This is a genomic window from Bacteroidales bacterium (assembly GCA_031276035.1).
GTDB lineage: Bacteria > Bacteroidota > Bacteroidia > Bacteroidales > BM520 > RGIG7150.
The window spans coordinates 240,042-264,751 of record JAISNV010000028.1 but is presented as its reverse complement, the minus strand read 5'-3'; the positions used below and the strand labels follow the sequence as shown (position 1 = coordinate 264,751).

The window sequence follows — 24,710 nt, the reverse complement described above, 5'->3', positions numbered from 1 at the left end:
TCAATGAATATTGGAATAGTCATGTACGATTTGATAAATTAACAACCGAACATAATAGAAGTATGGGTAATTCTTCTGTAGATTTAATTTTAATCAATACAGTAATTCCATTTTTGTTTTTTTATGGAAAATATAGAAAAGTAGATGCTTTTACTGATGAAGCACTCAATCTGATTGAAAAAATATCTTCGGAAAATAACGTGATTATACGTAATATGGAAAAATTAGGATTTTCATCTAAAAACGCATTGCATTCTCAAGCCTTATTGTATCTGAAAATAAATTATTGCGATAAAAAACAATGTCTAAAATGTAAAATAGGAACAAAAATATTAAGAAAATAATATGAAAGAGTATTTATTTTTTTCAAAAACCGATAGACGAAATATTGTGATGCTATCGATAATAATTATTTTACTGTCGGTATTTCGTATGCTTTATTCAAATTATCAATCAAAAAAGGAATTTCTGAAATATGAAAAGATGATTGTGGAATTGCCGTTACCGGAACAAGAAATTAAAGAACAGGTTTTGCCTCGAACTAAAGAATTACAAAATATTATGCCATCAAATGAACATCCAAAACAAGAAAAAGTAAAACAGGTTCCGGTGAAAGAAATTCCATTATTAGTCGAATTAAATTCCGTTGATTCTGCGGGTTTATTACCGCTTGCCGGAATCGGCCAGGTTTTTGCCGGAAGAATTATTTATTATCGGGATAGGTTAGGCGGTTTTTATTGTAAAAGACAATTGCTTGAGATAAAATATTTTACCGAAGAAATGTATGATAAATTAAAAAATAATATTACAATTGACACATCTCGTATTAATAAATTGGCAATTAACAAATTAGAATTTAAAGATATTTTGCGTCATCCGTATATTGATTATGATATGACAAAAATAATTGTAAATAATAGAGCAAAGATGTATTTTACATCAATTGAAGATTTTTCAAGCAGAACCGGAATTGTTGATACTTTATTAATTAAATATATCGATTTAGATAAATAATATACCCGTTAGTTCCATTATTTTATACATTTTTAATTTTTTAATACACTATCAAACCAATTTTCTTTATTACTTTTGTACCCTTATTTTTATATTAAAATATAATATAAAAATTTAGACAAAAAAATAACGTTAAATTTCAAAAAATTACCTCAGAAAAATTAATTATATGGTAGTATTTATAAAAATCGTACAACTTTTATTGTGTCTGTCGATTCTTGTTATTGTTCATGAATTCGGACATTTTATTGCGGCAAAAATTTTTAAAGTAAGGGTAGAAAAATTTTATTTATTTTTTAATCCGAAATTCTCAATATTAAGAGCAAAAAAGATAAAAGGCAAATGGCAATTTAAATTCTTCTCAAAGAATGTAATAAATGAAAGGCCTAAACATGATGAGGATGGAAATATATTAACGGATTCCAAAGGAAGAGTGATATATGAACCAACTCCTATAAAAGAGTTGAGTGATGATAATTGGGGGAAATATCCCGAAACTACTGAATGGGGAATAGGCTGGGTGCCATTGGGCGGATATGTTAAGATTGCCGGAATGATAGATGAATCAATGGATACGGAACAATTAAAACAGGATCCGCAAAAACATGAATTTCGTTCAAAACCCGCATGGCAACGTTTGATAATTATGCTTGCTGGCGTTATTATGAATGTTATTGCAGCAATGGTAATTTATATCGGATTATTATTTACTTATGGAGAGATGTATTTACCTACCGAGAATGTTAAGTACGGAATTACTGTTGATTCTCTCGGTTATGAAATGGGCTTGAGAAATGGTGACCGTATTTTAAGTATTGATAATGAAGAAGTCGAATCATTTTACAAAATTCCGGAAGTAATTCTTCTTGAACAAGCGTCGACTATACAAGTTTTAAGAGATGGTGAAAAAGTCGATATTGCTCTGCCTCAGGAAACTATAGGTAAACTTGTAAGTGCTAAAGAATTCTTCATGAGTCCCAGAGTACCTTTTATTGTTGGCGCTTTCGCTGAAGATTCTCCGGCAAAAGAAGCAGGATTAGAAACTAACGATAGAATTATCGGAATTAATGATCAATATTTCGATTTCTTTGATGAATACCGACCGGAATTGCAAAAACATAAAAACCAAGATATTACCTTGAATGTTGTTAGGAGTAATGACACAATTGATATTAATATGTTTTTACCTGAAAATGCTTTATTGGGTGTATATATAACCTCTGCAGGAGTTTTCGATTTTGCAGAAAAAGAGTATTCTTTCTTTCAGGCAATCCCTGCCGGTTGTGCTAAAGCTTTCACTGGTATAAGCAGCTATTTGAAACAACTGAAATTATTGTTTTCTCCCGATGTAAAAGCTTATGAATCGGTTGGGAGTTTCATTACTATTGGAAGTATTTTCCCAGGAACTTGGGATTGGCAAGCTTTCTGGCAATTAACGGCTTTCATCTCTATTATTCTTGCAATAATGAACTTATTGCCGATTCCTGCCTTAGATGGAGGACATGTTATATTTACTCTTTACGAAATGATAACAGGTAGAAAACCTAGTGATAGGTTCTTGGAAATTGCTCAGATTATAGGTATGCTCTTGATTTTCGCGCTCTTCGCTCTTGCGATGTGGAATGATATTACACGTTTTATTATTAAGTGATTATTATGGATAAAGTTCTTTTGATGATATTGGACGGTTGGGGTTTAGGCGACGGTTCTAAAGCCGATGTAATAAGCAATACTCCTACACCGAATATGGATAGAATTACGGCAAAATATCCTCATGCTACTCTTAAAGCAAGCGGTGAAGATGTTGGTTTGCCGCATGGGCAGATGGGGAATTCTGAAGTCGGACATTTAAACATTGGTGCCGGAAGAATTATTTATCAAGACCTTGTAAAAATAAATAAAGCATGCGAAGATAATTCGATTTCCAAAAATCCGGTTATTGTTGATGCAATGAATTATGCGAAAAAGAATAATGTTTCCGTACACTTCATAGGACTTGTTTCCGACGGTTGTGTTCATTCTTCCGACAAACATTTATATAAGCTTTGCGATATTACTAAAGATTTCGGCATTGAAAATGTTTTTATCCATGCCATTACCGATGGAAGAGATACTGATCCGCATAGTGGGTTAGGATTTATAGAAAATCTTGAAAATCATCTGAAAGTAAGTCGGGGGAAAATTGCAACAGTTGCAGGCAGATATTACACAATGGATAGGGATAAACGTTGGGAAAGAATTAAAAGAGGATATGATGTAATGGTTAATGGGATGGGAAATACCGCACATTCCCCTAAAGAAGCAATTACAAAATCTTATAATCAGGATATTACGGATGAGTTTATCATTCCGACAGTTATTCTTGATGAAAATGATAACCCTGTAGCACAAATTAAAGATAATGATGTAGTAATCAGTTTTAATTTTAGAAATGATCGCGCTCGTCAATATACACGTGTTCTCACACAAGAAGCATTTCCGGAATATGATATGAAACCTTTGAAATTGTATTATCTCACAATGACAAGATATGATGATACATTTAAAGATATGCATATAATTTTCGATAATGAGCATGTAACTCAAACTTTGGGAGAAATTATTGCTGAAAATTCGCTGAGGCAAATAAGAATTGCGGAAACCGAAAAATATGCTCATGTTACGTTCTTTTTCAATGGTGGTGTTGAGGCTGAATTTCCGGGTGAAAAGCGTATTTTAATACCTTCGCCTAAAGTCGCAACATATGATCTTAAACCTGAAATGAGCGCTTATCTCGTAAAAGATGCTTTGGTTAAAGAAATAAATAATGAATCTGCGGATTTTATTTGTTTGAATTTTGCAAATGGAGATATGGTGGGTCATACCGGAGTTTATAAGGCAATTCAGAAAGCTATTTCCGTTGTTGACGAATGTGTCGGCGAAATTGTCGATGCTTCATTAAAACATAATTATACTGTAATAATTATCGCGGATCATGGTAACGCAGATTATGCCTTAAATGATGATGGAAGTCCGAATACAGCGCATTCACTTAATTTAGTTCCGATAATTCTTGTCAGCGATAAATACAAATATGTGAAAGACGGCAGATTGTCTGACATTGCTCCTACAATACTTAAAATAATGGGTTTGGATATTCCGAAAATTATGACAGGAAACATATTGGTTTAAATATTCAGTATCATGTTTAACACTCTAAAAATATTAATTAGGTCGCTGGTTCTATTTACTTTTTTTAGTTTTTTTTCATTTTATTGTTATCCCCAAACTGTTGAGGGAGGAGAAAAGCCTACGGTAATTCAATTGATTAAGGCGGATATTGCTAGAAATCATCGTTCGGGAAACTATCAATTGTTGATAGGTAATGTTATTCTCAAGCACGATTCTGCTTTTTTGTACTGTGATAGTGCTTATATGAACAAAGATAGAAATGATTTGGAGGCTTTTGGTAAAGTGCATATTATTGATAGCGACACAATTAATCTTTATGGGAAATATCTTATTTACAACGGAAACACCCGACTTGCTGAAATTCATGAAGATGTTTTGTTAACGGATCCTACAACAACTTTGCGTACAGATATTTTGTTCTATGATCGTGCAAAAAAGTATGCCTATTATACTACAGGAGCAACAATTAATAATAGTGATAAATATCTTGTAAGTAAGGTTGGTTATTATTATTTGGATAATAAAGATTTTGATTTTTTTACTGATGTTGTGATTACCAATCCTGATTATACTTTAATTTCTGATACGGTTTTTTATAATTGTTATACGGAAATTTCAAGAACATTTGACAAAACGACTATTTTCAAAGAGAATAATACCCTGTATTGTGAGAAAGGAATATATGATTCCAAAGCAAATAAATCTTATCTCAAAACTAATGTGGAAATACATTATAATGAATATATAGTTTTCTCAGATAGCGCATATTACGATGAAGGTATTGAATACGCCGAAGCATATAAGGATGTAATTGTTATTGATACGATAAATAATGTCAAAACTTGGTCGGAATATCTTGAGTATAATAAAATTAAAGAATATGCTTTTATTTCCGATAATGCTGTAGCCAGATTTGTTAATGAAACCGATACTGTATTTCTTCTTGCAGATACTTTATATGTTGAATTTATTACTCAAACCGAAGATATTGATAAACTTTATGCGTATCATAATACAAAGATTTATAATGTAGATTATCAAGCCTTAGGAGATTCATTAGTTTATTATAATGCTGATTCTCTTGCGAGATTATTTAAAAATCCGGCTTTGTGGGCTGATAACAATCAAATTACCGGTGATACAATTGTATTTTTTATTAAAGATGAAGTGCTTGAAAAAATTACTGCCTTACCAAACGGATTTATTATTTCTAAAGATAGTATTGGTGAATATAATCAGATTAAAGGAAAAGTTGTAGATTTGTTTTTTGATGATAATCAACTTTCGTATGTTGATGTCAACGGAAATACGGAAATTATTTTTTTTCTCAGGGAAGATGACGGAACTTTGATAGGGCCTTATTTTATAATATCCTCGGATGCGAAAATATTTTTTACTGATAATGATATTTCACGATTGATTAATTTAACCGATCCGAAGTCTGAATTAATTCCGGAAGATAAATCTTCAAAAGAAAAAGAAAGATTGAGCGGTTTTAAATTAAGATTTGATGAAATTCCTAAAAAACCGCCGAAAGAAAAGTTTTATTAAGAAATATTAATGAATCTTAATGTTTTCTTTATATTTCTATAAAAAATATATTTGACAACATTTTGATTTATAGTTGGTTGAATTGTTGTTAACATTTATTAACAAAAATTTTTTAAAGAAATGTATTCAAGAATAAAAAAAGTTTATACCTTTGTGTAGTTCTTTTTTTTGTATTTACAATGTGGTTGGTCGTTGATTCGTCCCTTCCTTTTAGTTCCTAAAATAATGTGTGTATATATTTACCCCCCCTTTTAGATAACGACCAACCCATTAAAAGTTGAGGCGATTGCCTCAACTTTTTTTTTTATATTTGCCCCAAAAATTTATCATGAATACAATTAGCATTAACAACGAATATTTCAAAGAATTTATCCCTTTAGAATTATATGATGTTATTATCGATGAACTTTATTCGGCTTTTGATACTCTAATCAATAAAACCGGTGAAGGAAAGGAATTTACAGGTTGGATTAACTCTCCCGAATTAACTATCGAATCTTCTGTTATTAATGACATAATGGAACAAATATCACAAGTTAAGAAAAAAATTGATTCTCTTGTTGTAGTAGGTATTGGCGGTTCTTATCTCGGTGCCAAAGCAATTATTGATGCTCTGAAACCACAATTAAAACCGGATATTAAGATACATTTTGCAGGCAATGATATTAACGGACAGAATCTACATAATTTGTTGATTAATTTGGATAATGAAGATTATGCATTAATTGTAATATCAAAATCCGGTACAACTTTGGAACCTGCAATTGCTTTTAGAATAATAAAGCAGCATGCCGAAAATAAATATGGTACTAAAGTTTTTGAACGAATTATCACTATTACAGATGAAAAGAAAGGCACTTTACACAAAACAACATTAGAAAATAATTATAAATCTTATGTAATTCCCGATGATATAGGCGGCAGGTTTTCTGTTTTAACGCCTGTGGGTTTAGTTCCTTTAGCTTTTGCAGGAATTAATATTGAGGAACTTGTGAAAGGTGCAAATGATATGTCAAAAATTTGCAGAAATGAAAAGGATATATCAAAAAATCCGGCTTTACAATACGCAATGGCAAGATATTGTTTATACGCATTAGGTTTTGATGTTGAAATTTTTGTAACTTATCTTAGTCAATTGAATTCTTTCGGCGAATGGTGGAAACAACTTTTCGGTGAAAGTGAAGGCAAAAATGGAAAAGGTTTGTTTCCTGCAAGTGTTTCTTTCACAACTGATTTACATTCCCTGGGACAGTTTATTCAGTCAGGTTCTAAAATATTATTCGAAACTATTCTTCATGTTGAGAATATCAGTAATGATGTTTCGATTCCTAAAATTGAAAACGATTTCGATGGATTAAATTATCTTGCGGGAAAAACATTACATCAAATCAATAAAACAGCAGAAAAAGCAACTGTTCAGGCACATGTTGAAGGTGGCGTGCCTAATATAATAATAAATGTCCCAAATATTAGTGAATATTATCTGGGACAATTGATTTATTTATTTGAGTTTGCCTGCGGAATTGGCGGATATATGTTGAATGTTAATCCGTTTGACCAGCCTGGAGTAGAAAATTATAAAAAGAATATGTTTAAACTACTGCAATATTAATAATTTTCTTTGGAACGAAGATAAATTTCTTAACAGTTTTACCATCAATCCATTTTTTTGCTTCAGGTGCGGATAAAACTATTTTTTCAACTTCATCCTGATTAATTGTTAATGGTAGTCTGATTTTAAATCTGAGTTTTCCATTAAATGAAACCGGATATTCAAAATCATCCTCTTCAATAAATTTAGAATTAAAGATGGGATAATGTTCATATTCAACGGTATTATTATGTCCCGAAAGCGACCATAATTCCTCTGCAATATGCGGCGCATATGGAGAGACTAATACAATAAGTTGATCTAAGACTCCTCTTTTATTACATTTTAAATCCGAAAGTTCATTTACGGCAATCATGAAGCTTGCAACTGCTGTATTGAAAGAGAATTTCTTGATGTCTTCTTCTACTTTAGATATAGTTTTATGAAGAATTTTCATTTCCTCCGCTGTCGGTTCTTCGTCTGATAGAATAAAATTGTTATTCCTGTCGTGAAATAATCTCCATAATTTTTTCAAAAAGCGGGCAACTCCTTCAATTCCATTTGTATCCCAAGGTTTGTGAGATTCCAGCGGACCCAGAAACATTTCATATAAACGCAATGTATCGGCACCATATTTATCTACTAAATCATCAGGATTTTGCACATTGAACTTCGATTTTGACATTTTTTCTATTTCCCAGCCACTGATATATTTTCCGTTTTCCAAAATAAATTCGGCAGTTGCATTTTCAGGATTAATAGATTTAAATGCTTCAATATCCAATTCGTCGTTTTTAACGATGTTAATATCAACATGTAAGGCAGATGTTTCATATTTATCTTTGAGATTAAGAGAAACATAAGTATTTGTTCCGTTAATCCTGTAAACAAAATTAGATCTACCTTGTATCTTACCTTGGTTAATAAGCTTCTGAAACGGTTCGTCGGTTTTAGCTATACCGATATCGAATAGAAATTTATTCCATACACGTGAGTAAATCAAGTGACCGGAAGCATGTTCATCGCCACCCAAGTACAAATCTACATTTTTCCAATAATTAACAGCTTTATCAGAAACCAATGCATTATCGTTATGCGGATCCATATATCTCAGATAGTATGCACTGGAACCGGCAAAACCAGGCATTGTGTTAACTTCCAGAGGGTAACCTTTATATGTCCAATTTGCAGCTCTTGCCAACGGCGGTTCGCCTGTTTCGGTTGGTAAAAATTTATCAATTTCCGGCAATTCCAGAGGCAAGTCTTTATTGTCCATTGGGTAAGGTATTCCATTTTTATAAAAAATCGGAAATGGTTCTCCCCAGTATCTTTGGCGGCTGAATATTGCATCGCGAAGGCGATAGTTGATTTTGCCTTTTCCGACATTTATTTCTTCAAGTTTTTTAATAACGTTAGTGATAGCTTCCTTAACATGCAATCCGGTGATAAATCCTGAGTTAATCATTACCCCGTCTTTTGAATCGTATGATTCTTTCCATGTTTTAGGATCAGAATGTTGGTCGCCTATTGCGCAAACGACTTGTAGAATAGGAAGATTAAAATGACGTGCGAAAGCAAAGTCTCTGCTGTCGTGAGCCGGAACAGCCATTATGGCTCCAGTTCCGTAACCCGAAAGAACATAGTCGGCAATCCAAATCGGGATTTTTTCATTAGTAATAGGATTGATTCCGTATGCGCCTGTAAACACACCACTGACTGTTTTAACCTCGCTCATACGTTCGCGCTCGCTACGATTTTTTGCGTAATTAACATACTCATCAACTTGTTTTTTGCAATCCGGGCTTGTGATTATGTTTACATGATCATGTTCGGGAGCGAGTACCATAAAAGTAGAACCCCACAAAGTATCAGGACGAGTAGTAAAAATTTCAAGTTTTAATTCAGGATGATCGTCAATATCAAAGAATACAGTAGCACCTTCCGAGCGACCGATCCAGTTTCTTTGCATTTCCTTAAGTGATTCCGACCAGTCTATGGTTTCAAGACCATCCAATAAACGTTGAGCGTAAGCTGTGATTCTCAAAATCCATTGTTGCATTTTCTTCCTTTCAACAGGAAAACCGCCTCTTTCCGAAAGTCCGTTTATTACTTCATCATTCGCCAAAACAGTACAAAGTCCGGGGCACCAATTAACCCAAGTTTCAGCCAAGTAGGCGAGACGATAATTCATCAATATTTTTTGCTTTTCCGCTTCGGTTTTGGCATTCCATTCTTCAGCAGTAAAAGATATTTGTTCAGTACATGCTAACTCCAAACCCTTCGTACCTTGTATAGAAAAAACCTCAATCAATTCATCTATTGGCCGTGCTTGGTTAGCCTGATTGCAATAATATGAATTAAACAATTGAATAAAAGTCCATTGAGTCCATTTATAATATTTCGGGTCGGAAGTTCTGATTTCTCTATCCCAATCGTATGAAAAACCGATTTTATCTAATTGTTCCCTGTATCGATTAATATTTTTTTCAGTATTAATTGCAGGATGAGTTCCGGTTTGAATAGCATATTGTTCCGCCGGTAATCCGAAAGCATCATAACCCATTGGGTGTAAAACATTAAACCCTTTATGGCGTTTGTATCTTGCATATATATCGGATGCAATATATCCTAATGGATGTCCTACATGTAATCCGGAACCGGACGGGTAGGGGAACATGTCAAGTACATAATACTTTTCCTTAGCATCATCTATTTCGGATTTAAAAATTTTATTTTCGGCCCAGAATTTCTGCCATTTCTTTTCAATCTCAATATGGTTATATTCCATAGTAATTCAATATTAAAATTTAAAGTGTATTTATTTATGGATTTTATAAATTCATTTTTTTTATCAAATCGTCAATTACAATCGGATAATATTTATATTCAAGCGCGTGTATTTTTTCAGCGAGCGATTCCGGGGTGTCATCATCCGAAATTTTGCAATTTATTTTAGAAATAATCTTCCCTTCGTCATAACTATCATTTAAATAATGAATTGTAATACCGCTCTCTTTCTCTTTCGCATCAATAACAGCTTTATGCACATTCATTCCATACATACCTTTTCCTCCGAATTTGGGTAGAAGTGCGGGGTGAATATTAATGATTTTATCCGGATAATTATCAATAATGAAATCAGGTATGAGAAGTAAAAAGCCTGCGAGAATAATTAAATCAATATTATTTTTTTTAAGTATTTTTAGAATTCCGTCTTTATCTTTTAATTCTGCATTTGAAAATACAACGCACGGAATATTTAGATTCTCAGCTCTTTTGATAACGTATGCATCCGGTTTATTAGTTAATATCAATTTAATATTGACATTATCATTTTGTGAAAAATGTTTGGCAATACATTCAGCATTAGAGCCGTTACCCGAAGCGAAGATAGCAATATTCATTAATCTGACGGATTCAATTTTAATTGCAAAGATAATAAAAAGTTGAGAGTTTTTAATTGCAGTTATGCAAAGGATGATTTCCTTGAAAGCTAAGTAGGTACCTATGAATCGATAAAATCCGTATTACTGAATTTTGATTTTATTTCTTCATTAATTGCAATTAAATCGTCATAAGATGGATCGGAAATTACAGTATGACTTTCCATTGCCTTCTCAATAATTTTGGGAATATCGGTAAATTTAATTTTATTATCCAAGAAAGCGTAAACAGCAACTTCATTGGCAGCATTTAATACCGCAGTCATGCTTCCACCTATATTACAAGCTTCTCTTGCTAAGTTTATGCACGGGAATTTATTATTATCGACTTGTTCAAAAGTCAGACCTGTTAAATTGTTGAAATTAAATGAGATGCTGTCGGATTTAATGCGGTAGGGATAAGTAATGGCATATTGAATAGGTATTCTCATTGATGGATAACCCATTTGCGCCTTAATAGAGCCGTCTTCAAACTCAACCATAGAATGAATTATTGACTGGGGATGAACTACAACATCAATTTTACTTACATCAATATCAAAGAGAAGTTTGGCTTCAATAATTTCGAATCCTTTATTCATAAGACTTGCCGAATCAATAGTAATTTTTGCGCCCATATTCCAAGTAGGGTGTTTTAGAGCCATTTCGGGAGTAACATTTTTTAAATCTATATGAGAGGAATTTCTGAACGGTCCGCCGGAGGCGGTAAGAATAATTCGTTCGATCATATTAAGCGATTCTCCTTGAATACATTGAAAAATAGCAGAATGTTCGGAATCTACAGGAAGTATTGCAACCTTATGTTTTTGTGCAAGTTTCATAATCATTTCATTACCGACAACGAGACTTTCCTTATTTGCAAGAGCAATATCCTTGCCTGCGAGAATTGCATAATATGTCGGTGAAAATCCTGCAAATCCGGTAATACCATGAACAATTAAATCCATTTCTGCGACATCACAGAATTTGTTAACGGATTCTTCCCCTGTATATACTTTTATTCCCTTTGGTTGAAGTATATCGGCAACATATCTGTATTTATTCTTATCGGCTATTACTACGGCATTCGGATTAAATTCCAAAGCTTGTTTTATCAACAATTCGGCATTATTTCCTGCCGACAAGGCTTCAACAGAAAATAATTCAGTATAATTTTTTATTATCTCTAAAGTTTGTGTCCCAATTGAGCCTGTGGAACCGAGTATTCCTATTTTTTTCCGCCTCATTATAAGTTAATATAAATATTCGTAACCAAACAAATTACACCAATTGTCGAAAGTATCAATATGTTTCTTTCCGTGTTTAGCAATTTCCTCTCGAATCAGATTTATTTCCTTCGGTTTTGAAAGATTGTGTTTTGATTTTGAGAAAAATTTATCAGCATAAGCAACAACTTTTTCTTCTAAACTTACAGGATACATATCCTTAATAGGTAAAGGTAATTTTCCATTGATAATATCTTCTTTATATAATCCTGTTCCGATATGTCTTTCGCAAACAGATGAATACTCATTAATATTTTCATCTTCGAGAATTATTCTACCCATAATTCCATGCTGAATATACGGAGCGAAACCCGTACAATGAATTTGTGGAGCATTAACCATGCATATCCCAATGTCATGTAAAAGAGAAGCATTGATTGCGAATAGTTTATTTATTTTGAGATGTTTATTGTGCTCGCAGATTTTTGCAACAGTATCCGCAACGGCAGTAACATGTGCATAATAAATATTATATGACTCCGATCCGTAAGGAAAATATTTTCGTATAACGGCATTAATATCCATAAAATAGTGATTTAGGGATATTACATATTATCTTTTTTGTCTGCGTTTGATGCTTTTACTAATTTTAAAGTTAAAGCATAAATACAAGGAATTTCGTATTTGGGATAAAAACACTCAATATCAACATTATAAGTTGTTTGAGCCGGAGTTGAAAAGTTTGATCTTATTACATGTTTATACACAATCATTCCGTCATCCTGTATTTCTCCGCGAAATTCGTGCGCATCTTTTAATCTTATTTGAAACTCTCTAATACGTTCTTCTCCATCCTCATTTGTCATAATTACATGTAAAGGAAGAATATTAAAATTAATGCTTTGATCATGAGTAATTTCAAGCACCATGTCAAGATTTTTTGAAGGAGGTATAGGTACATCGAAGATAACATGTTCGAAACGTGGCCAGATACCATGATTGAACGTATGTGTTTGTGAAAAATAAACTTTTTGTTTGTTGCAACTACTAAAAATTACCGATACTAATATTAATAAAAAAACACTTCTAAACTTCATATAAATTTTTCTTTAGCTTGCAAAGATATATAAAATACAGGACTTTGCGATTAAATGTTTGTAAAAATATCTTAAAAAAACGTTAACAAATGGTATTGTTAAGGACTTTTATGCAATTTAATAATAGATTATTAGTACCCAAAAAGGAGTAAGCCGAAAATCCTTAAAAAAGAGTAAGCAGAATTTAAACCTTATTAATTATGAAAAAATATTGTTATTTATACTACTTCTATTGAATTGTATAATAAGTTTGTAATTTACATAAAAATAAAAAAGGCTGTACAAAAACCTGAACAACCTTTTATTTATTGTAAAGTAAGAGAAATATCTAATTGATTAATACGAGGTAATAAGTCTTTTTACCTTTTTGTGTTAATATTAGTTTATTCCCGATTATATCTTTTGAATCAATAATATATGATTCATCAACTTTGTTTTTGTTGATTGATATTGCATTTTCCTTTAATGAGCGTCTGACTTCTCCTTTTGACGGAAAGAATCCGGTAGTGTCGGAAAGAAAATCAACTATGCTGATACCTTCGTTGATTGCATCACGACTAACTGTTGCTTGCGGAACTCCTTCGAAAACAGATAAAAGCATATCAACAGGAATGCTTTTTAAATTTTCGGTTGTACTGTTTCCGAAAAGTATATTCGATGCTTCAATAGCAGAGTTATAATCTTCTTCGGAGTGTACGCGGATAGTTAAATCTTTTGCCAATTCTTTTTGCAATAATCTCAAATGGGGAGTTTCTTTATGTTTTTCAATTATTTCATTAATATGTTCATGTGAAAATAAAGTGAAAATCTTTATATATTTTTCGGAGTCATCATCAGAGCAATTAAGCCAGAATTGATAAAATTTGTATGGGGAAGTTTTTTCAGGATCAAGCCAAATGTTACCTGTTTCGGTTTTTCCGAACTTACCGCCGTCGGATTTGGTAATAAGAGGGCAGGTTAATCCGAATGCTTCTTTACCTAGAACTCTTCTGATGAGGTCAGTGCCTGTGGTAATATTTCCCCATTGATCGCTACCTCCCATTTGAAGTTTACAATTATAAGTTTTATATAATTCAAGAAAATCTGTTGCTTGAACTAACTGATAAGAAAATTCTGTAAACGACATTCCATCACGGGTTTCACCAATGATGCGTTTTTTTACGGAATCTTTAGACATCATGTAATTAACGGTAATATGCTTTCCAATATCACGGATAAATTCGAGAAATGAATAATTTTTCATCCAATCGTAATTATTCACCATAATAGCATTATTCTCTTTTGAAGAATCGAAATCCAGAAACTTTCTAAGTTGCTTCCTGATGCAATCCATATTATGATTAATAGATTTTTCATCAAGCAGATTTCTTTCAAGAGATTTTCCGGAAGGATCGCCTATCATTCCTGTTGCACCGCCTACCAATACAATAGGCCTGTGCCCTGCTTCCTGTAAGTGTTTAAGCATCATTACGCTTACTAAATGTCCGATATGCAATGAATCGGCAGTCGGATCTATTCCAACATAGGCAGTTGTTAATTCTTTTTGAAGTTGCTCTTCAGCGCCGGGCATTATATCCTGCAACATTCCGCGCCATCTTAAATTTTCAATAAAATTCATCGAATGATCATTAATATTTAAAATTCCGCAAAGGTACTAAATTATTAGCAATGGGCAATTGATAATGTGAAGTTGGGAATGAAATTAATAATTTGCAATCTTAACTTCATTTATACATATCCGATTGTCGCAATCTTATCATGAAATACTTAATTCATTAAAGTCCATATTTCTTGCTAAAAGATAACAGTCTGTCACTTGTGGCAATAATATATTGATACGGTGGAAGTTTGCCTTCGCGTTTTAGACGTCTGACTTTCTTACTGTCGTTACGTATTAAATTCGAAAAGCTATCATTTGTGGAATATGTAAACATATTATTATTGTGGTAGAAAAAGAAATATTTTTCATCCTGTTGTGTAATAGCATTTTTTGCAAGAAACATTATTGAAATTGATTCCGTACCGCCAAATTTAGAAATTTCAACTACTCCGTTAAGTGTTTTATTTACAATTTGTCCGTTTATGTATGAAATTGAAATAGGGCCTGTTGAATAGAAAACCTTTTCAATATTATCCCAGGTTAGTTTTACATTCGATATTACAATTTTTGATTTAAGCAACTGTGGAATATTTTGAGGAATTCCGTAATTACTTGTTTCATTGTAATATGTTTCAAATTCAGTTTCAGATATGAGATGACTTAATGCGGTATAATATTTATTTCCTCCTCCTGTAAATTGTCCGCCGTATTGGGGAGAGTTTTGTATATCTCCCGACAAAATATTTAATGCCGTTTCGTTAAAATGAAAATCAAGGAACAGAGCTATTTCCATGATAATACTATCGGTCATCAGATTATAATTAAGTTCTCCGGCGGTTTCAATTGATAATCTTCCCGGAGTTTCCATCAAGTTGAATGCTCCGCTTCCGTCCATTATACAATCAGCAGCATTAAGAGTAAGATTTTCCTTTGGAAAGATAGTGTTATTTGTAGTATCCGAAATCGTATAAATATTTCCGTTAAAACTTAACATTCCTTCTACATTAAACATAGGAATATCGGGTATTTTGTTTTTTGAAGATAAAAATGCAGGGTAAATATTTGCTCCGGGATTTGAAAAAATCATTCCGGAGTAAATAGGTTTGTTCTCTATTGATAAAATAGATTCATTAGCCGGAAGTTGTAAGTTTTCAGGATCAGCACCGTGTTGCAATTTTATCCAAGTATTATTTTCAAAACAAACCTGTTTTACATTATAATAACCGTTGAAGTCTAATTTGGGTGAAGTGTTGTAAATACTAACCATGCCCTGATATTCAACAACGGGATTTAAGAGTAAAGGACTTAATTCTGAAATTACCGCTCTTCCTCTTACCTGTTCTTTTGTACTTGAAACATTTTCTACGAATATCGGTGTTATATTGTCTGTTACATCTATATAATTATAATAAGCCGAGCCTTTAAAAACATTTTTAGATTCTATTGAAAGATTAATATTATACAGAGTATGATATCTTTCGGTAAGATTAAAAATTGCAAAACCATCTGTAATAGGCATCATTGTTCCGCCGGCGGTAATTTTTACCGAACCGTCAAGCGGAAAAACAGCCGCATCTGAAACCTCAATATAATCAATTCCGCTTAATGTTAGAACAAAAGCATCACCGTCATAAAGTCCTGCTTTTGCATAAAATTGTAATGAATCGGCTTTCTTGCCCAAAGCGGTAGCTAAATATCCTTCGGCGCCGGTATCAAGTAAGCTGTTTAGTACAGATTCGTTTAAAATATTGCTTAAATGGTTTTTATCACCAAGTGCTAAAGAATTATTATCTATTTTCCATTCAAATTTATCAAATTCTACGAAATAAGCATTCTCCTTAAAATTTAATCCGCAATCAGTTTTGTTATTTGCGACAAAATCCGCAGATTTATTAGTTACGTTTAAAAACACATTATAATTATCCGCATCAACGGCTAAATATTTGTTTCCGGGAAGAAATAGTTGAAAGTGCGATGAATCGGCATAGAGATTATGGGCTTTAAAGTCGAAATCATCGGAATGTATTTTCCCATTATCTTTAGTAATTATTCCGTTTCCTTTAAGATACTCAGGTGAATATTGAATATTTCCGTCTAAGGTTAAGAAATTGTGAAACATGTAATAAGGGTCGCCGGTTACAGTGCTGAAGTCCATATAATTTTCTGTAACATTCCAATGCATTTTGGATGTGTTTCCGTAAACTTGCGGGTATTCGACTTTAGAAACAAGTTCATCTATATTTAATCTTTCAACAATTGCATTAGTAGAATCCGGGTAAATTGCAAAATCTTCGGATTTTAAAGAAGCTGTTATATAATCAATTTGCCCTTTTCCTTTTAAGCAATCATTGCTCAAAATTATTGTATTATAGAATTTACCTTTACCGCCGTACATCGGATAACCCGTGTTTGGAGTATTATGTGTAAAACCGAGTGAGAGATCGGGCATTATTGTGGCTTTTTCTCTGAAGTTAGGAAAAATACCTGCAGAAACAAACTCCCCGTCAAGAGAAAGATTCTGAGGCAAGAAACTTTGTAAACTGTCGATTGAAAAAGGATCAACTAAGAAGTAAAATTCATCACGATTATAAACCTGATTGCAAATTGCGGGATTATCATAATAGATATGGGCAAAATCATCACAAGTAAAAATCGGATATTCAGGAAAATCTAAATTCCCGGATTTGTTAAAATGTTTGTTTATTTCAAGGGTTCCTGAGAGATTCTGTATCGGACTGTTTACTTTTGAAACAACAGGTTTTCCGTATTGATCATATTTTCCCGTATTAATGAAGAAGCTCATAGAATCAACTTGTGATAACTTCATTTTAAAATTATGATAATCGAAAATTCCCGATTGAATATAAAAATCCACAAGTCCTGCTTGCAAATAACCACCGAATTCTATCGTAAGTTCATCGAGAATATTAATCCTATTATTTGTCGGAAATAAAATAACATTGTTCTGTTCACTGAAAACCAGCTCGCTTACTCCTTCGATAGTTAATAAATCTTTTTCGAAATCTAAAACGGCATTATCAATTCCTTTTACATTCGAATAAGCGCTTATAATATCGTAATCTCTGTTTTCACTGTAAGCCGCAACATAATCGTGAAGTTTTTTATTTACCTTAATTCTATCTCTCTCCAAATCATAATCAATAAGTTCGAAATTAGAAATGAGCAACAAACTTGCTTTAACTTGTTCCTGACCTTTTCTAAGATACTCCGCATATTCATAAAGATAAAATTCATCTGTATATTTACGGGAATATTGTAATAATTGTAGAATTGAATTTGTTCCGTCGGCGGTTTCAAATTGACGAAATCTGTCTTTTGAGAAGAAGTTTTTTGATTCGAAAAAAGCTCTTCCTTCTTTTGAAATTGTTGCCGATGAGGTGAAAATTATTTCGTCTGTATTGAGTTTCCACCTCAATTGTTCGCAATAAATATTGAGTTTATGGTAAGTACTTGAAAACGGCGCTCCGCCTCTGCTGTCAGGGTCGCGTATGATATCAAGAACATTGTCGACGAGCATATATTTAGCTCCGGCGTTTGCGTGAGAAATGGTATCATTCTTGGTTATTAGAGTGAAGTCAACTTTTCCGGCGGCAAAACCGTCTTTTTTGAAATTGAACCGTTTGGATGTTAAAGTAATAACAGACTTTCCTTCACGGAATATAGTAATTTCCGCATCTTGTTTTTCTTTTCCCGAACCGATAATCTGGCTTCCGTCCAATTCAAATCCGCCCACATAATTCATATTCGGATAAATATTCCTGATGCTTATCGGATTATCAGAGTATGCATTAAATTTTGGATAACGCGCATTGCTTGTATTTGACCCCTGAACGCACCTGTCTGTTATGCTTCCCAATAAAGCGGTTCCTTGAAAATATTTTTTGTGATACAATTTAACCGCTTCAATCGTAATTGTAATATTGTCAAGTGTAAGATGATATATTTCAGGTAATTTTGCAAAAACAGTATCTTTGTTCATTCCTGCCTTCTCCCAAAATATGCTGCCGCCGTTAGCAGATAATTCTTTAGTTAGAAGATTAATCTCTCCCGAACAATCGTGAATTTTAATACTATCATTTAAAGGACATGTTAGAATCCCATTTTCGAAAATAACATAAGGAGTTTCATTTGAGAAGCTTAATTCTATCTTAGCCGGACTAATTACCTGCCATTTGCTGTAAGATGTTATACTTACTGTATTATCGGCAAAAAAATCTTTCCAAAGATTAAATAGTTGTAAATCAGGACTGAGATTGCATATCGATTTAACCCAATTTGAGCAATCATTATCTGTGAAATTACTGTTCAGCATATTTGCAAATGCTGAAACAAATGTGTTTACAATGGAGAAAGATGAATTGTAAGCAGAAAGACAGTTTAATGAATTACACAGCTGTTCTTCATAAAAGTAATTGAATTTGTTGTGCTTGATTATTGTTGTAAAATTACTCTTAATACTTTGAATATGCTCTTTTGAGTAATCTTTTCCAATGTTGTCTATGTATGAATTGAAGTTGGTAACAAGTTCGGTGCCCGGATAAAAAGTTGTTATTTCCGTATTTTGACAGAAAGAGGTTAATACCGACAGAAGGAATGCAATTATTGAAAGTGTTTTTTTTACCATATGTAAAATTGTTGATTAATAATTATTTCCGCCGTATTAGCCGAATTTATAAACTTGCCGGATAATTAATGACGAAACTATTTCAGTGATTTTGAATTATTTGTTTGCATAGTGCAATTGTATACGGATCCCCTGTGTTTTTACTTTCATCATCGGATAGTTTGATTGTATTAACCCAATTTCTTCCTTCCGGCTTAGCTTCAACCATTTTTATTACGATGTTTAAAGGAGTTACGCCCACATCATTAGTAAAATTGGTTCCGATACCGAAAGAGAACCGGATCTTTCCGGAACAATAATCGCGAATTTCCTTAACTTTGTCTGGAGTGAGGGAATCCGAAAATACTATTGATTTTGTTGTAGGATCTATCTCAAGTTTTTTATAATGATTGATTGTTTTTTCAGCAAAAACAATCGGATCGCCGGAATCATGGCGCACACCATCGAATAATTTTGCCAATTTCGTATCGAAATAAAGAAAAAACAAATCGGTAGTAAATGTATCTGAAAGTGCAATGCCGAGATCTCCTCTATAAATATCAATCCAATGCTCGAGGGCGAAAATGGTAGCCATTTTAAAACCGTATTTGGCGGCGTGGAACATAAACCATTCATGAGCTTGGGTTCCCATAGGACTCACATTATATTTTTGAGCAAAATGTACATTTGAAGTACCAAGGAATGTTTTGTCGGAAAATTTGGTAAGTGTTTGAATTATTTTATCATGGTTATTATAAGAATATCTGCGACGAGTACCGAAATCGGAAACGCGGACGCCCAGAGATTCATAAAATTTCATTTTTTCTTCGGCATTTTTCTGAATTTCATTTTCGGGTAGAATGGGTTCACCCAAAATATTGAAATACAATTCTGATATTAAGGCCATAAGAGGAATCTCCCACATAATTGCTCTGTACCAATATCCGATGATATTGATTTTAAGATCGCCGTTAATGCAACTAACCCTTACTTCGTCAGGATCGAAGCGATAGCCTGCCAGAAAATCGATGTAAGCAGGATCTAAAAAGTAACATCTTGAAATTAGAAAATCTTTTTCATCTTTAGTTAATTTTAATCCTTTCATTTCCCTGATATTTTCCATCAAAATTTTATCAAATCCATCCGGAAATTTAGTGCCTGATCTGTTAATAAATTCGTATTTAACAATAGCTCTAGGAAACAGATTAACAGTAGCCTTCTGCATTGTAAATTTATAAAAATCGTTATCGAGTATAGACTTAATCATGATTTGCTTTGGGTTGTGTTTATTAAAAGTTCTAAATTGTCGGATGAAATAATTTTGACTCCGGCTTTTTTCATTGTTTGTAAAGCCTTTTCATAGTCATTGGGCTTAACATTTACAGGTTTTGTAAGGTCGGCAATAAGGTAAGTTTTATATCCTAATGAAATTGCATCCAATGCTGAATATTTCACACAGTAATCTGTAGCTAAACCGCAGATAAAAACCGTATCCACCTTTTTTGCTAATAATATACCGCTTAACGGTGTGCCGGTTGCCTTATCATTGTCTAAAAAAGCCGAATACGAATCTATTTTACAGTTACAGCCTTTGTAAATTATTATAGCGTTTTCGGGAATAATCAGGTTTTTTGGAAATTCTGCGCCCTTGCTATATTGAACGCAATGTTCCGGCCATGTATAAATAAAAGATTCATGATCGGCCGGATGCCAATCTTTTGTATATATGCAATAATCGAAATATTTAGTTATTGCATTGATTTTGTTTACAATCGTATCGGCATCAGCGACACCTAAACTACCGCCGGGCAAAAAATCATTTTGTATGTCAACTACAATTAATGCATTCATGTTATGTTTATTAGAATATTATCAAAAACTATATTATTTAAATAACGTTTAATATTATCAAAATTGTTTTTTACTATAAATAATTGCTAACAAAAATTATGTTTGAAATTTATTTAAAGTTAAGTTACCATCTTTATCCAGTGAGCAATATGTATAATGAGTCATCCAATCGCCCAACAGAGCAAATTCCGCTTTGCTGTTTGGTAATTCGGTAAGAATGGGAATATGTCTGTGCCCGAAAATAAAATAATCTATTTCAGGAGATTCTTTACTTTTATTTACGGCGTATTTATACAGTAATTCATTATCAAGGTTGATATTAATATCTTTTCCTAAATCATGACGTTTAATATATCTGTGTTTATTAGATAATTTCAGAGCTAATCTAATGCCTAAATCGGGATGTATCCAACGGAATAACAATTGATTGAATTTTCCTTCAAATATTCTCAATAATAATTTATAGAATCCGTCTCCAGGGCCTAATCCGTCTCCGTGTGCCATGTGAATTTTTTTACCGTTACATTCAATTGTTTCGGGTTTTCTATGATATATCACCCCAATTTCGTCGCGTAAATATTTAAATTCCCATAAATCATGATTACCGTGAAACACATGTATTTTTATTCCTGATTCAATAATCTCGGCCATCTTTGCTAAAAAACGTATAAATCCTTTAGGAACAACTTTTGAATATTCAAACCAAAAATCAAAAATATCACCCAAAATATATATTTCTTTTGCGTCAGCTTTTACATCATCAAACCATTTTATTAAAATTAACTCTCTTTCTAAAGAACTTTTATTATCAGGAATACCTAAGTGAAAATCAGATAGAAAATAATATTTATCTCTATTATCATTCATTCATAAATTATCATAAAATTTTTCGCCTCAAAGATAGTGGTTATTTTGCAAATAAAAAATATTATCTTTGTGGATTATAATATCAAATGTTATATGAATAAGAAAATAAGAGTTTGTTTCATCATATTATTGATGTTTTGTGTGCTGCCGGCGATGTCTCAAAAGATGATTTTGGTAAAAAAAGATGGTACAAAATATAATGCCAAATTTTTTGTGGGAGATATTATCTCCTTTAAATATTGCGATGGCGATAATTGTGTTAAGATTAAGGGACGAATTAATGCGATAGAAGATGAAACAATGATTGTCGGCTATACGAGCGAATTCGATTATAAGAAAATTGCGAAGATATATATTGATAGAAAAGCAGTTCAGATTTCGCAGTATGTTGTCGGAGGCGCTGGTGCCTTTTATTTGGGGTTTACGGGAATAAATACTTTATTAACTCGAGATAAGGTTGAAATGACAACCTTGGATTATGTTTTACCTATATCTGCAATGGCTGCAGCGGCAGCAATTACTCCTCTGAATAAACGAAAATATCATTTGGATAAACCTCACAAATACAGCTTACTTGTTTTGGATCTTGGTGAGTAAATTTTCTTTGATTCTTTTAATGAGATCTTCGCCATGATTAGCATGAAACTCAGTTTTTATCGGCAGGTAAAAAAGAGGAATTTCCTTTAACATAGATTCAAATTTCTTGTCTTTAAGTCTCATCAAATCTTTTTCGGTTGTAACTACAACTTTTCTGTTGCCGTAATTATCCTGATATTTAGTTACTATTTGTTTTATTTCTTTTGTGGTGTAATTATGATGATCCCCAAATTCAATAACTTCAATATCGGAAAAAATATTCTTTAACTCGTTAATAAACCAATAGTTATTGGCAATACCTGAGAAGCATATGGCTGTGGTATATTTTTTTCTGTCGAAATTGTAAGGCATTGAATTTTCATAATGCATCAAATCTTCGTACACTATGTATGATGTAAGCATTTTTTGATGTCCGGCAAGATTTAGATTTTCCTTGAAGTATCTTTTTGTTATTGGTGAGATGATTTTATCACATTTTGTAACTATAATTATATCAGCTCGTTTTGCTTCATGCTTGTGCTCTCTAAGTCCACCTACCGGCAATAAAAAATCCTTTGTATATAAATCAAAATAATCAGTTAGAAGTATATTTATGTCGGGTTTAACGTGCCTGTGTTGAAAAGAATCGTCGAGGATAATTATTTGTGTTTCAGGAAATTGTTTTAGAATGTTTTTTATACCTTCGCGACGGTCTTCTTGGACAACGACGTTGATGTTTTTGAATTTCGAGGCAATTTGTAATGGTTCGTCACCGGCGCACTTGCTTGTGTCTGTAGAAGCCACAACACGGAAACCCTTACTTTTTCTACCGTAACCGCGACTTAATATTGCAATATTATGTTCATCGGACAGTTTTCGAATTAAATATTCAACCATAGGAGTTTTTCCTGTCCCACCGACAGTAAGGTTTCCAATACCTATTACAAGTACATCATTGAATTTAACCTCTTTATATATTCCTAAATTGAAAAAAGCATTTCGCAGTCTAATTGCTAAACCATATATTAAAGCCGCCGGATATAGATATAATCGTTTATTACTCACGCTAAAATGCTATTATACGCCATCACATTATCAAAACTTTGCAAATATATGATAAAAAATTAAAAAAAAGAAGAATTATTGGAAAAAAAAATCTAATTTTGCAAGAATTTGTAGAATAAAAATTTCTACTTGTAAAATAATAGAAACAAAACACTTAGAGAATATGGCAAAGAAAAAAAATGTAGATGATGAAAAAAAACTTGATACAAAAAAAGACGAATTAAAAGAAAAAAATATAGTTGAGAATAATAATGACGTACAGAATGCGCCGGATGTCACAATAGAAAAGAAACTTGAATCATTATACGGTTTGCAATTAATAGACTCTAAAATTGACGAAATCAGAATTGTAAGAGGAGAACTTCCAATTGAGGTGCAAGACCTTGAAGATGAGATTGAAGGTTTGCAAACACGCGTAAATAACAGTAAGGCTGAGATTGTAAAAAGTAAAGAAAATATTGTTGAACAAAAAAATAAGATTGAGGAAGCTAATGAGTTGATAAAAAAGTATGAAAGTCAGAATAAACTTATTAGAAATAATCGTGAATATGATTCCATTAATAAAGAGATAGAGTATCAAACTCTTGAAATTCAATTGTCTGAAAAGAAAATTAAAGAGAATACAATGACAATTGAAAGGTTGCAGGCTAATATTGACATCGCTGAAAAAAATCTTGAACAAATGCGCGACGATTTGAAAATAAAAAAATCCGAACTCGACAGCATTATACAAGAAACAGTTAATGAGGAAGAAACTCTTTTAGCTTTATCTGAAAAACATGCAAGCTATATCGAAGACCGCTTGTTAAATGCTTATACGCGTATCCGTCAAAATGTACGTAATGGTTTGGCTGTTGTACCTATTGAAAGAGATGCCTGCGCAGGTTGTTTTAATAAAATTCCACCTCAACGCCAATTAGATATTAAAATGCATAAAAAGATTATTGTTTGCGAGTTTTGCGGTAGAGTTTTGGTTGATAATGAAATAGAGAATAAAGTTAAACAGGAAATAGAACAAGAAATAAAATAAAAGCTCCTTTCTTAATTGAAGTTTA

19 protein-coding genes are annotated in these 24,710 nt (G+C 32.5%); 8 read left to right on the top strand and 11 right to left on the bottom strand.

The window, feature by feature from the left end; translation table 11 throughout:
• The 6 genes from LBP67_07710 to LBP67_07685 form a co-directional block, all read left to right on the top strand.
• A partial coding sequence (locus LBP67_07710) for a DUF2851 family protein (protein MDR2084864.1) occupies positions 1-344 on the top strand: 344 nt, incomplete at its 5' end.
• Position 345: 1 nt separating this feature from the next.
• Positions 346-1,014 carry a helix-hairpin-helix domain-containing protein gene (locus tag LBP67_07705; GenBank protein MDR2084863.1) on the top strand — a complete coding sequence of 223 codons (669 nt, stop codon included), beginning with the start codon at positions 346-348 and terminating at the stop codon, positions 1,012-1,014.
• A gap of 169 nt (positions 1,015-1,183) precedes the next feature.
• On the top strand, positions 1,184-2,665 hold the full coding sequence (gene rseP / locus LBP67_07700) for an RIP metalloprotease RseP (protein MDR2084862.1): 1,482 nt from the start codon (positions 1,184-1,186) through the stop codon (positions 2,663-2,665).
• Positions 2,666-2,667: 2 nt separating this feature from the next.
• Positions 2,668-4,185 carry a 2,3-bisphosphoglycerate-independent phosphoglycerate mutase gene (gene gpmI / locus LBP67_07695; GenBank protein ID MDR2084861.1) on the top strand — a complete coding sequence of 506 codons (1,518 nt, stop codon included), beginning with the start codon at positions 2,668-2,670 and terminating at the stop codon, positions 4,183-4,185.
• A gap of 12 nt (positions 4,186-4,197) precedes the next feature.
• Complete coding sequence (locus LBP67_07690) at positions 4,198-5,736, top strand: hypothetical protein (protein ID MDR2084860.1); 1,539 nt, start codon at positions 4,198-4,200, stop codon at positions 5,734-5,736.
• 328 nt (positions 5,737-6,064) lie between these two features.
• Positions 6,065-7,348 (top strand): glucose-6-phosphate isomerase, encoded by a 1,284-nt coding sequence (locus tag LBP67_07685; protein ID MDR2084859.1) that lies wholly within the window; start codon positions 6,065-6,067, stop codon positions 7,346-7,348.
• On the opposite strand, the gene leuS is transcribed toward LBP67_07685, so the two are convergent.
• The 10 genes from leuS to LBP67_07635 all read right to left on the bottom strand — a co-directional run bounded on the left by leuS (position 7,329) and on the right by LBP67_07635 (position 22,014).
• Positions 7,329-10,115 (bottom strand): leucine--tRNA ligase, encoded by a 2,787-nt coding sequence (leuS, locus tag LBP67_07680; GenBank protein ID MDR2084858.1) that lies wholly within the window; start codon positions 10,113-10,115, stop codon positions 7,329-7,331. The two genes, LBP67_07685 and leuS, sit on opposite strands and share 20 nt — an antisense overlap.
• Before the next feature lie 43 nt (positions 10,116-10,158).
• On the bottom strand, positions 10,159-10,731 hold the full coding sequence (gene purN, locus LBP67_07675) for a phosphoribosylglycinamide formyltransferase (protein MDR2084857.1): 573 nt from the start codon (positions 10,729-10,731) through the stop codon (positions 10,159-10,161).
• Positions 10,732-10,832: 101 nt separating this feature from the next.
• Entirely contained in the window at positions 10,833-11,996 is a 1,164-nt protein-coding gene (locus LBP67_07670) for a 1-deoxy-D-xylulose-5-phosphate reductoisomerase (protein MDR2084856.1), read from the bottom strand.
• A 6-nt stretch (positions 11,997-12,002) separates the two neighbouring features.
• Entirely contained in the window at positions 12,003-12,560 is a 558-nt protein-coding gene (locus tag LBP67_07665) for an HD domain-containing protein (GenBank protein ID MDR2084855.1), read from the bottom strand.
• A 20-nt stretch (positions 12,561-12,580) separates the two neighbouring features.
• Positions 12,581-13,072 (bottom strand): hypothetical protein, encoded by a 492-nt coding sequence (locus LBP67_07660; protein ID MDR2084854.1) that lies wholly within the window; start codon positions 13,070-13,072, stop codon positions 12,581-12,583.
• Positions 13,073-13,400: 328 nt separating this feature from the next.
• Complete coding sequence (gene tyrS, locus LBP67_07655; GenBank protein MDR2084853.1) at positions 13,401-14,690, bottom strand: tyrosine--tRNA ligase; 1,290 nt, start codon at positions 14,688-14,690, stop codon at positions 13,401-13,403.
• A gap of 157 nt (positions 14,691-14,847) precedes the next feature.
• Entirely contained in the window at positions 14,848-19,317 is a 4,470-nt protein-coding gene (locus LBP67_07650; GenBank protein ID MDR2084852.1) for a hypothetical protein, read from the bottom strand.
• 82 nt (positions 19,318-19,399) lie between these two features.
• Positions 19,400-20,563 carry a nicotinate phosphoribosyltransferase gene (pncB, locus tag LBP67_07645; protein ID MDR2084851.1) on the bottom strand — a complete coding sequence of 388 codons (1,164 nt, stop codon included), beginning with the start codon at positions 20,561-20,563 and terminating at the stop codon, positions 19,400-19,402.
• Entirely contained in the window at positions 20,560-21,147 is a 588-nt protein-coding gene (locus LBP67_07640; GenBank protein MDR2084850.1) for a nicotinamidase, read from the bottom strand. Before LBP67_07640 ends, pncB begins: the two co-directional genes overlap by 4 nt.
• Positions 21,148-21,243: 96 nt before the next feature.
• Complete coding sequence (locus LBP67_07635) at positions 21,244-22,014, bottom strand: UDP-2,3-diacylglucosamine diphosphatase (protein ID MDR2084849.1); 771 nt, start codon at positions 22,012-22,014, stop codon at positions 21,244-21,246.
• A gap of 93 nt (positions 22,015-22,107) precedes the next feature.
• Here LBP67_07635 and LBP67_07630 point away from each other — a divergent pair, with 93 nt between their 5' ends.
• Positions 22,108-22,611: a hypothetical protein gene (locus tag LBP67_07630; GenBank protein MDR2084848.1), complete on the top strand. Its 504-nt coding sequence runs from the start codon at positions 22,108-22,110 to the stop codon at positions 22,609-22,611.
• On the opposite strand, the gene lpxK is transcribed toward LBP67_07630, so the two are convergent.
• A complete protein-coding gene (lpxK, locus tag LBP67_07625; GenBank protein ID MDR2084847.1) occupies positions 22,585-23,655 on the bottom strand; it encodes a tetraacyldisaccharide 4'-kinase in 1,071 nt (356 codons plus the stop codon). The genes LBP67_07630 and lpxK overlap by 27 nt on opposite strands.
• Before the next feature lie 163 nt (positions 23,656-23,818).
• Between lpxK and LBP67_07620 the strand changes: the two genes are divergently transcribed.
• Positions 23,819-24,685 carry a C4-type zinc ribbon domain-containing protein gene (locus LBP67_07620; GenBank protein ID MDR2084846.1) on the top strand — a complete coding sequence of 289 codons (867 nt, stop codon included), beginning with the start codon at positions 23,819-23,821 and terminating at the stop codon, positions 24,683-24,685.
• Positions 24,686-24,710 lie beyond the last annotated feature (25 nt).